Below are 11212 nucleotides of genomic sequence, written 5' to 3' on the forward strand. Positions count from 1 at the left end.
GTGTTTGTGTGTTTGTGTGTTTGTGTGTTTGTGTGTTTGTGTGTTTGTGTGTTTGTGTGTTTGTGTGTTTGTGTGTTTGTGTGTTTGTGTGTTTGCGATTGCGATTGTGTTTGTGTTTGATTGTTTTATGTGTGTGCAGAGGAATGAATGTGGGCTCTAGGCGCTGTGGATGATAAACCGCAAAGATGTGGCTACTTTAACGATGTTTTTCATCGCTAAAAGCACCAGGTCGGGTCCACACCTTTACTTTAACAATGAAAAACATCGTTAAACCCCTGTAATCCACCCCTTGGGGGCCATCCGACCTCTTTTAACGATGAATCATCATTAACGTGCGGATTGACTTGGAAATGCTAACTTTAACGATGAAAAACATCGTTAAGTGAAGCATATGCTCCATTCGGAGGAGCCGGGCTGATACAGGGATACTACAATCGGGATACTGCATGGGACCGCTCTTCCCCAAAAAAAACCTAAACTTACCTGTAGCTCAAATAGTTAATAAAATAGGACAGAAACAAAGTAAGATCACTTTGCATCTGTCCTATTCTCCTATATCCTTAAATTCCCCTTACAATTCAGCCTTCAATGCAGCTTATAATTCTGCTTTCATTTCAGCTTAAAACTTTCAGGATGATAACCGCCATCCGACCGTTTCTTGCTGCAGCTTCCACATTCGGGCGTATAAGCCTTCAAGTGCAAGCAGTTCCTGATGCCTGCCCTGCTCAACTATCCGCCCGTTGTCCAAGACCACGATCTGATCAGCGTTCTTCACCGTTTTCAATCGATGGGCTATCGCAATAACAGTGCGGCCCCGAACCAATTGATCAATGGCCATCTGGATCTCCTTCTCGTTCTCTGGATCCAAGGAAGCCGTTGCTTCGTCGAGCAGTACGATTGGTGCATCCTTGAGAATCGCTCTGGCGATAGAAATGCGCTGCTTCTCACCACCCGAAAGCATGCTCCCCCCTTCACCAACCATAGTATCGTAGCCCTGTGGCAGCTTCATAATGAAATCATGGCTGCAGGCTTTCCTTGCTGCTTCCTCAATCTCGCGCTGCGATGCGCTGTTCCTGCCGAATCTTATGTTATTTGCGATCGTATCCTGAAACAGATACACATCCTGAAATACCATGGATATTTTGCGCAGCAGGGCTTCAGGCTCCATTTTTTTCATATCCTGACCGCCCATTAAAATCTTCCCGCTGTCTGGATCGTAGAAGCGGGCGATCAGGCGGAGCATTGTGCTTTTGCCGCTGCCGGAAGGTCCGACTAATGCGGTGAAAGAGCCGGAAGGCATGCTGACGCTAACCTCCTTCAGTACATCCTTATCCATATAACCGAAGGATACATCCTTCCATACGACATCATGCTGTTCAGGGGGTCTCCGCTCGCCCTGCATGACAGGCTCTTCAAGCAGCTGAACGATGCGTTCACCAGCCTGCTCGTGATAGCGAAATTCAGCATACCCTACTAACGCAGTCGTCAACGGATCAAAAATCCGCGAGCCAATAATCAGAAAAGTAACGAATGTGATCAAATCCAGGCTCCCGCCAAGCAGTAAATGAACGCCGGTAATCACCATGAGCGTCAGACCAGCGCGGACGCAAGCAATCGCGCTCAGCACAATCGGGCCGAGCAGGCCTTCGATCCGGATGCTGTGCTTCATCAATTGCTTGAACGCACCTTCCAACCGGACGAAGCGTTCGCCTTTCAGGTTGTACGCCTTAATAACGCGAATGCCGTTCAGATACTCTTGCAGCCGGTTCGCTGCATCCAGCTTTGCCCGCATGTGGCTGGCTCCGAGCTTGCGCTGGATACTGGAAGTCAGCAGCACTAACACAATCGCAATCGGGAACGCCGCGAACAAGGCGGCTGCCATCCGCCAATCGAGAAACGACAGGCCTGCCAAGGCAAGTACAGGCATGACTAGCGCACCAATCATCTGCGGTACGAGATGAGAAATGCCATGCTCCACCAGCGTGAAATCGCCCATAATCATATTGGCGAGATCACCAGGATCACGCTTGTTCAAGAAACCAAGCGAAAGCTTGCGCAGATGTTCCGCCAGACGGGCCCTCCCTTCAGCCGCCGCGCTGTATGCGCCACGGAACTGGGAGCGGTATGCGGGGATTTCAGCCAAATACAGAAGGACCAGGGACGCTACCATCCCTCCGCAAACCCACCAGAGTCTAAGCGTATCCAGCTGTGTTCCCGGGTCAACAAACGGCGCGAAAATAAGTCGTGCTGCTTCCACCAGCAGGGCGAACGGAATTATTCCCGCAAAATTAGCCAGCGTCGTATAAAGGATCGGCTTGAGCAGCTTGCGCGGTGCTCCTGCCGTAATATTGTACAAAATGCTCATGCTTGAACCACTCCTCCACTCCCCATTTGCCACTGCGCCGCATCCGTGTACGCATCCCACATCCTCGCATACAAGCCGCCTGCTGCAACAAGCTCGTCATGTCTTCCCCGCTCAGCCAGCATGCCGCTGTCAAGCACGATAATTTGCTCCGAATCCTTGATCGTGGATAAACGGTGCGCAATAACAATGACCGTCTTTCCCTTCGTCAACTGCTTGAGTGCAAGCTGCATCTCGTATTCATTCTCAGGGTCGGCGAAAGCAGTCGCCTCATCCAGCACTAGAACAGGAGCATCCTTCAGAATAGCTCTTGCAACAGCAATACGCTGCTCCTCTCCGCCTGATAAATAGACGCCTCCTTCCCCGATCAGTGTATCGTAGCCATTAGGAAGATTACTGATAAAATCATGGCATTGCGCAGCTTTGGCCGCTGCAAAAACCGCATCTGGAGAAGCATTTGCCTGACCAACAGCGATATTCTGATAAACTGTGTCGTAGAACAGGAACGTCTCCTGAAACACAAAAGCAACTGTATTCATCAGATCAGTCGTGGCAATGTGCCGGATGTCCACACCGCCTATGCGGATCACTCCTTCCGACACATCCCAGAAGCGCGGCACCAGATTGGCCACTGTGGATTTGCCGGCACCTGATGGACCCACGAGCGCGGTCACCTGACCTTGACGGGCCACGAACGATATATCACGAAGCGCTTCATTGCCCGCAGCCTCCCCGTCCATACCGTATGAGAAAGAAACCTGGTCGAATTGAATATCGAAGGTTGCCGGCTTCTTCGGGTTTTCCGGTTCTGGTACAGGCTTCTCTGCAAAAATACGATCGATCCGTTCAACACCTTCTCCAATATCGCGTAGTGTCGAGGTCAAATGCATAATTTTGAACATTGGTGCTGATATACCAGGAGCCATAACCAGAAAGAAAAGCAGAACCGATGCAAAAGCGACGCCCCCAGAATCACGACTAAGCAAAAATATCCCCACAGGAAGGATGAAAACAGCAAATGAGCCCAGAATCACCTTGAAGACAAGGAAGCCGTTTTGAAACTGATTGGTATAAGTCAGACAGTAATGCCGATAATGAATCATATCGGCATAAAACTGACGGAATGAATGCACTGTCTGTCCGAACACCTTGACCACCGGCATGCCCCGAACATATTGGACCGCTGACCCGCTCATTTTGTCCAATGAATCGTAATACAGCTTGACGCTATTTCGCGTCTTCTTTCCTTTCATTAGCAGCATCTGGACGCCAAAAGCAAGCAAAATAGGCACAACGCAAGCGATGGCCAACCACACGTTTAAGTAAAACATGACTAAGATCATCAGAATCGTCGTTACGAACACATGAACGAGATCGGGCAGCTGATGGGCAACGAAAGTCTCCACCTTTTCCACATTATGCTCCAGCGTCTTTTTAACAGTGCCCGTAGATGTGCCATTCAACCACCCCAGCGGCAAACCGCCGATATGCTCAGACAACTTGATACGCAACCCATACAAAATACGGAAAGCAGCAATATGCGAAGCCATGCCACCGGCGTACATCATGACCAAGCTGCCGACCAGGCCAATAATGGCAATAACGCCCCAGCGAACCATGAAGCTGCCGTCTGCATTTGAAGGATTTGCAGCATGCTCCAGCAGCTCTTTCAGAATGAAGTAAACCGATGCATAGGGCACCAGCATGCAAACCGCACTTATTGAAGAAAGAAAGCAAGAGAAAATGAGCAATCCTCGCTTCTCTCCTGCTATCTCTAACAGCCGGGCCATTCCTTTTTTAGAACTCAAGCCTTTCCCCTCCTTGTTCAACATCATATTTCTACGTCTACTCTCACTTTTCGATCATTTTGATCATAGCAAACCTGCCTGGCTTTATCCGCCACTAGGCGGTTGAATTCAACCCCTCTACGGATTTTATTTTTGCCGGTTTACTCGTTAAGTGACTGCTTGTACATCACAAAAGAAAGCTTCATGATCGTTTTGTTTACTCATGATCTTGGATGTTGTATAGTATTTTCATAGCTGGGTAATGGAAGGGGAAGCACTTTGATCCGAATATTGGCTGTCAATGATAAACATGAGGTTATTCAGCAATGCTCACTAGAGGATCTGAAAAATCCAAATATCCAATGGTTCTGGGTGGATTTTGATGCACCTTCAGAGGATGAAGCACTGCTGTTAGAGAAATACTTTCATTTTCATCCACTAGCTATAGAAGATTGTTATCATTTGCTGCAGCGACCTAAATTGGATCATTATGAAGACACTCATTTCTTTGTTCTTCATGCACTGAATCCTGATACTTTAGCTGCGGAAGAGGTAGACATGTTCTGGGGTAATAACTTTATTGTTACCTTTCATTATTCACCCTCCAAGGAAATGGATGAGTCGTGGCGCCGGATCATGGAACAGAAAAGGCTGCGCGAAAAAGGAATTGCGTACACCGCCTATTTAATCATAGATAAGCTGGTAGATGAATATTTCCCGAGTCTGTATCAAATCGAAGATCAGTTAGATGAAATCGAGGTAAGAGGAAAAAGCGTGCCGGTTCACATTTTGATGAACGAAGTATTTGAAATAAGAGCCAAGCTCTTAAAAATTCGCAAGACTATTTTCCCCATGAGGGATCTGCTCTATCGCGTTTTAAATTCAGAGAAAATCGATGGACTGAAGGAACAAATGGTTTATTTTACTGACATATATGACCATCTGCTTAAGCTTTCCGAATTAATCGATTCCAATAGAGATCTAACTGCTGACATACGAGATAGTTACGTGTCAATGAATTCATATCGTATGAATACAATTATGAAAACTTTAACAGTGATTACTACCATTTTCATGCCTCTAACATTTATAGCTGGAATCTATGGAATGAATTTTGAAAATATGCCGGAGCTAACTTGGCATTCGGGGTATTTTATAGTCCTTTTTATAATGCTTGTCATTGGATTTAGTATGTTTATGTGGTTCCGATATAAGAAATGGTTTGATTAAGATATGTTCCCTCGAATGGAATGGATACGGGGGTTGGAACCAATCTTTACATGCGGACGCTAACACTCTTCCGTCCACAGCCATTCCCTCTTCTCAGCTACAATCTCACGAATCACACGAACACCAAGTTCACACGGACTTCCAGCAAGGGTTTTTCTCTTGATTAGAGCGATTTCCTAGCAGGTACAGGCGCTGGGAATGAAGAGAGCGAGCAATTTGAGAGGAACTGCTGCTTTAACGATGTTTTTCATCACTAAAAGCACCAGTCGTCCCCACAATTTTACTTTAACAATGAAAAACATCGTTAAAATCCCTTTTAACCACCCTGAGAGGCCTTCCGGCCTCTTTTAACGATGAAAATCATCATTAACGTGACCGATTGACCTGGAACACTTGTTTTAACGATGAAAAACATCGTTAAGTGGAGTACTCGCTCATTTCGGTGGAAGGAGGGTTGCTAATTGCTACTAATGCTCCTCCTCCATGTTCCCTCCCAGCTGCAAAGTGCCGAACGTGTCACGCTCAAACAGACTGCCGGCAGAAGTTGCATTCCTAGGGAAAAGGGATAGTAGCAATAGGATAATCCGAGCTCCCTATCTGATTCCCTTGGTGAATGACAGTCACACTGAATACTGTATCACTGTAAATCACTCAAACTTTTTATATAGAAAGAAACCCGATCTTCCTTGAAGGGAAACCGGGCTTTTTTTTAATATTTATTCTTTATACACAGTTTCTATTTGATCTCTGGTCGTATACAATTCCCAATAAGCTTCTGCAATACGCTCCGGATCATAGAACGTTCCACGCTGCACAAAACCAGTAATTGTAACGGTTCCTACATAAATTCCGTGAGGTTTCAATTCCTCAGCCAACGTAAACGCCAACGTTCGTATACCCGCTTTACCTATGGAAAGTGATGTAAGTACCGCAGCAGGATATAACGCTAGCCCTCCTCCTGTAAACAAAAGGGTTCCCTGCTTACGGTCGATCATATCCGGGATCACTTGTTGGGCACTGGTCAATGCGCCTACCACGTTTATTTTAAAATCATCAACTAATTGTTTTTCCGATAAGGATGAAGGATTGCTTTGATTGATTACAGCGGCGTTATAAACTAATACTTCGGGTACTCCGTACTCTGCCTTAATTTGATTAAAAGCTGATTGCAGTGAAGCTGAGTCTGATGCATCGGCTTGAACGCTGTAGGCTTCCACTCCCTGTGCTTGAAGTTCCTCCGTATAAACATCCAGAGATGCTTTAGTTCTCGATACCAGAACGACCCGAAAACCACTTGTCCCAAATTTCTTTGCAACCCCTGCACTTACCCCAGGACCTGCCCCTACAATAACAAGCAAAGGTTTATTCATTCCCTGCTGCCTCCCTTATCCTTTTTGTTCTATGTATCCGCTGTGCATCTAGGCTGTTGCTTCAATTATAACCTAATAACAATGTGTAGTGATCATCCACTTCAGTAAAAATGGTTTCAAAGGCAGATATATAAGAACTCCTCTTTAACACCAGTGTCCAGGTTTATTGAGTCGAGCATCTTATGATATATTAGTTGAAAATCAGGTCTTTTTTCTTTATATATTTGAATATCAACTATTATCATTTAAGAAGGGAGGTTAACCCGAATGCATACCCGTTCCATCCGAGAATCCGATTATCTTAAAATAATCACAGTATTAAATGATTGGTGGGGAGGTCGCCAAATGACCCACTTATTGCCGAAATTATTTTTTGAGCATTTTTCGCTAAGTATGTCTAGACAATTCAGAGTTCTTTCTCACTCCAAAAAAGAAGCCCCATCTCGGGGCCCCTCTTCTATCCGCTCTTTGTTCAACCTCGATCATATAACTCCACCAAACGCCTGCACCTAGCAAATATTGTTGATCTAATATCTAAGACGCCAGAAGCATAATAGTGTGGGCCATTGGGATGCCATAGTTCTGTCCAGTGGCCCCCTGAGCTTGGATGAGGGATTTCCCGATAACCTGGTTTTGGGCGATTCCGAACACCACGGCTGGCTCCAATTCGTCCTGCTGGGCAAGCTCTATCAGCGTCGCAATGTCCCCCATTTGATAAGCAGCGGCAAGCGCGCGCAGAAATGCCTTCAAACCTTCTTCCTTCGGCACCGGGAGTATACTTTGTTCCAGCTCATCCTTAACTGCATCAAGCGCCAAGCGGGCACGATGAAGCGCAGCTTTTACCGCACCTTCTGTCGTTTGGAGCTTATCAGCGGCTTCTGCAATGGAATATCCAAATACGTCACGCAGTAAAAAAACAGTTCTCTGTAAAGGAGTCAAATGCTTCCTTAAAGCAAGAAAAGCCGTCTCGATCTCGAAAGAGCCGTTCTCGGGCAGAGCCACCTCCGGCTGCTCCCGCTTAAGGATTTTGAGGAAGAGATTTTTTCTTCGTGCTTGGTCGATCCACGTGTTTTTCGCAATCCTCAGCAAATAGGCTTCAGGGTTTTTGTGGCCAAAGACATTTTTTTGACCGAAGTCATTTAATGTACTAATAGCTTTCAGCCATGTATCCTGAGCCAAATCCTCAGCATCCCAAATAGAGCCCGTTATAGATAGACAGTAGCGGTTTACGACTGCTTGCAAATGCTCTATGCTTTCATCCCCGAATCTGTTTTCAATCATTTCCCTAACCTCATTCAAGATCATTCAGCATTCTCCTTTCAGACGATAAAGCCGTCTTATCCCTACTTAGGTAAACGAACGAAGCTTAAAAAAAGATACGCTGTTCTAAAAAATAAATCATATATTTTCTTCATTATAAGGCTGTTTCATCGTGGGTACAAATTCCGGCAAAGCCAAAATCGACTAGCGCTCAACTCTCCGTATCTTTCTGCTGCACTGATTCGTTTACAGGATGAGTACGAAAAAAGAAAACGAAAATGGAGGTAAGAAGATGAGTGCATATATGCCTTATGTTATTGAACAAACCGCTGGTGGCGAAAGATCCTATGATATTTACTCGAGATTGTTGAAAGATCGGATCGTTTTTGTTGGTTCAGCTATTGATGATCACCTGGCTAACAGCATTATTGCCCAACTGCTATTCCTGGATGCTGAAAATCCTGAAAAACCAATTTCTTTCTACATCAACAGTCCTGGCGGGTCTACTACTGCAGGTTTTGCTATTTATGACACGATGCAATTTGTGAAGTCTCCTGTGCACACGATCTGTACGGGTTTTGCCGCTTCCTTCGCGGCGATTCTTCTGCTTGCAGGCGCCAAAGGGCATCGCTTAGCGCTGCCGAACAGCGAAATTATGATCCATCAGCCTCACGGTGGTGTGCAGGGCCAGGCCAGCGATATCGCCATAAGCGCCCAGCGGATACTGGACACCCGGGAACGATTAAATAAAATCACTTCCGAACGGACAGGGCAGCCGCTAGCAAAGGTGGAAAAAGATATGGACCGGGATTATTTCATGTCCGCTTCAGAGGCCTTGGATTATGGCATTATCGACAAAGTGGTTACATCTAACTCTTAGTGAAGTCTTGTAAAAATCGTGTGGAGGACACATCTAAAAATCTATTCTAGCACAAAGAGCTGCCCCGTCATTTGATGACATTTGGGCAGCCCTTTTCTTTGGTTACTTCGTTTATCGCTTCCTCAAAACCTACTCAAACTTCGCACCAGCCACGCTTTCAGCCATATCTTTTAGCATCATAAATGCATCGCCATTCGTTAACTTTTGTTTGTTTTTGATGCCATCGATGGTTGCTTTGCTTAAAAAGCCTTTCTCTTGCAATTTAGCCTGAGCTTCCTCAATCGTTGTATCTACATCTAATGCCTTGGCAAATGTAAAGCTTGCTTGCTGCAGGGTCAGCGGAGTTTTTGCCGGTTCCGTCACATTTTGCAGCGCCGCTGCAATGTCTCCTTCAAAAAATGTCGGGTGCATCCGCCCCATCCCGCTCACCTGATTCACCATGCGCTGCGCGTTGGAGGCCTCATCCAAATTAAATGCAGTGTTCCCATATGATCCATATGCGAGTCCCATATAAACGGCAGCCTTGAGTCCAGGGTAGGACTTATGTTCCATAAAGGATTGAGGCTTCAACGTATATTCCTTAAGCTCCATTCCCTGATCCGTCAGCTGCTTCTGCAGCTCGGCTATGAACGATTTATTTTCGGCTAATTGCCGGAAAGTTATTTTCTTGTCTGCGACCAGCTTAACTACAGCGCCAGCAGCCTGACCTTCCGCCATTCCAGTTGGAATAACCCGGGCACTGCCATGGGCAAGTGTATCATAACTGGCAGCGCGTCCCACAACAAGCAGGCCGTCCACATGCTGCGGTACGATGCTGCGAAATGGAACCGCGTATCTTTGTGGATCTACAGGAATTGCACCGCTATCGCTTGGTGAAGTCTTCTGAATATCTGCCGGATAAGAGCCGAAAGCAATTCTGTCCCATTGGTCCCGATTCTCCAGCAGGTCCAGAATACTCAAGCGGTACAGCCCCTTCATGTGCCGCGTTTCCCGAACATAGAGCTCAGTAGCAATTGCATCCAGCTCAGCATGCTTAAATTCAGGAAGTTTATTCAAAAATTTCACAACGTTAGGCAGCTCTTCTTTAGCGATCTCCAATGCTTCCTTATGTGAATCTGGATCAAGTCCATCAATTTCAAAAATATGCAGTGCATTAATTAAAATCGTATCGTCATTTTGTCTGCCTATATTCAGACCACGCATCATCGCACGCTCCTTGTTAAGCGGCACATATGCTTTCATTTCTTTACCATATCCCCAAGCGGACATTTGATCGGAACCGGTGCCTTCATCTCCATCCTCACTCAGCCGCTTAGTAATGAGGTTCCATGCTTTGTCATCGATATTTTTCAGGCGAAAAACAGCTGTAACCGCCATGGATGACTCTTTGTCCCCTAGATCCTCTCGCCCGATCGTAAATGATACGCCAGCCGCCGCTGCAATGTCCGCATCCTGAGTAGCATCAATTACAGCTTTTGCTAATATGTTGTGCTTTTTCCCATCCTTGTCCGTAATAGCAACACCTTCAATCAGAACTGAATGGTCCCCCTTCTTGATTATCGGCTCGATGGCTTCTGATTTCATATAAATATCGATATTTCCCTCTGCACTGACCAGCTTGTTGAACACATTCGCGGCTGTCGTGACGTCAAAGGAATGCCCTTCTACTTGCTTATACCACTCCGTAAAAATACCTTGGTTTAAGTGCGCCTGTTCCTTACCGGACAAGCTTTTTTTCGGCTTCACCCAGTTCATATCAATGCTGTTCAACCAGCCTATCGTCATTAATCCGCCCAAAATTTCACGGTCTCTACCATCTACGAGCAGTGTTTTCAGACCATTTCGTGCACCGGAAACAGCCGCACTAATCCCTTCCGGATCTGTCCCGACAACAATTAAGTCGTAGCTCTCCTGGAGCTTGTCCACTGAATTCACTTTCGTTAGCTCCTGTTTTTTATGATCCTGCTGCCCTTCATGTGACCCTGGTGTCACACCCGCCTCGTTTTCGGATTTTGGTTTACTTAGGGAACAACCTCCAATTACTAACATCATTACAACAATTAGCACCACAAACATCCTTTTACGCATCATCAACCTGCACCTCAAAATCATTTATTTTGAAACTATCAACAGCTTCTAGTATACAAATGAAAATTTAAGATCTTATAAGCACACGCTTAGGAACTACTTAAATAAACCTTAATATTTGTTAATAAATACAGGCAGGCAAGAGAGTTATGATGAACGTAAGACAGCTCCAATTTGTTCACACATAGGTTACAATGTTGTTAGGACTAACACATTGCAGAGCTATAAACAAAGG

Annotated in this window: 6 protein-coding genes and 2 pseudogenes; 3 read left to right on the plus strand and 5 right to left on the minus strand. The window is 45.8% G+C overall.

Annotated elements, in window-relative coordinates:
* Positions 1–628 precede the first annotated feature (628 nt).
* The gene (locus J2Z66_RS42140) at positions 629–2359 is read right to left on the minus strand and encodes an ABC transporter ATP-binding protein (protein WP_376774575.1); all 1731 of its coding nucleotides are present in this window, start codon (positions 2357–2359) and stop codon (positions 629–631) included.
* Positions 2289–4194, minus strand: a pseudogene (locus tag J2Z66_RS42145) (ABC transporter ATP-binding protein). Before J2Z66_RS42145 ends, J2Z66_RS42140 begins: the two are co-directional and overlap by 71 nt.
* Before the next feature lie 234 nt (positions 4195–4428).
* On the opposite strand from J2Z66_RS42145, the gene corA reads away from it, so the two are divergent.
* Positions 4429–5379 carry a magnesium/cobalt transporter CorA gene (gene corA, locus J2Z66_RS42150; protein ID WP_209980074.1) on the plus strand — a complete coding sequence of 317 codons (951 nt, stop codon included), beginning with the start codon at positions 4429–4431 and terminating at the stop codon, positions 5377–5379.
* A 716-nt stretch (positions 5380–6095) separates the two neighbouring features.
* Here the strand turns inward: corA and J2Z66_RS42155 are convergent.
* Positions 6096–6749: an SDR family NAD(P)-dependent oxidoreductase gene (locus J2Z66_RS42155; protein ID WP_209980075.1), complete on the minus strand. Its 654-nt coding sequence runs from the start codon at positions 6747–6749 to the stop codon at positions 6096–6098.
* Positions 6750–7016: 267 nt separating this feature from the next.
* Between J2Z66_RS42155 and J2Z66_RS43275 the strand changes: the two are divergent.
* Positions 7017–7133, plus strand: a pseudogene (locus tag J2Z66_RS43275) (GNAT family N-acetyltransferase); the annotation flags it as partial.
* Between the two features lie 150 nt (positions 7134–7283).
* Here the strand turns inward: J2Z66_RS43275 and J2Z66_RS42160 are convergent.
* Entirely contained in the window at positions 7284–8054 is a 771-nt protein-coding gene (locus J2Z66_RS42160) for an RNA polymerase sigma factor (protein ID WP_209980077.1), read from the minus strand.
* A gap of 247 nt (positions 8055–8301) precedes the next feature.
* Between J2Z66_RS42160 and J2Z66_RS42165 the strand changes: the two genes are divergently transcribed.
* Positions 8302–8889 (plus strand): ATP-dependent Clp protease proteolytic subunit, encoded by a 588-nt coding sequence (locus J2Z66_RS42165; RefSeq protein WP_209980079.1) that lies wholly within the window; start codon positions 8302–8304, stop codon positions 8887–8889.
* Positions 8890–9018: 129 nt separating this feature from the next.
* Here the strand turns inward: J2Z66_RS42165 and J2Z66_RS42170 are convergent, their stop codons facing one another.
* Positions 9019–10980 carry an FAD-dependent oxidoreductase gene (locus tag J2Z66_RS42170; RefSeq protein ID WP_245376250.1) on the minus strand — a complete coding sequence of 654 codons (1962 nt, stop codon included), beginning with the start codon at positions 10978–10980 and terminating at the stop codon, positions 9019–9021.
* Positions 10981–11212 lie beyond the last annotated feature (232 nt).

The sequence above is a fragment of the Paenibacillus eucommiae genome, from assembly GCF_017874215.1.
GTDB lineage: Bacteria > Bacillota > Bacilli > Paenibacillales > NBRC-103111 > Paenibacillus_AI > Paenibacillus_AI eucommiae.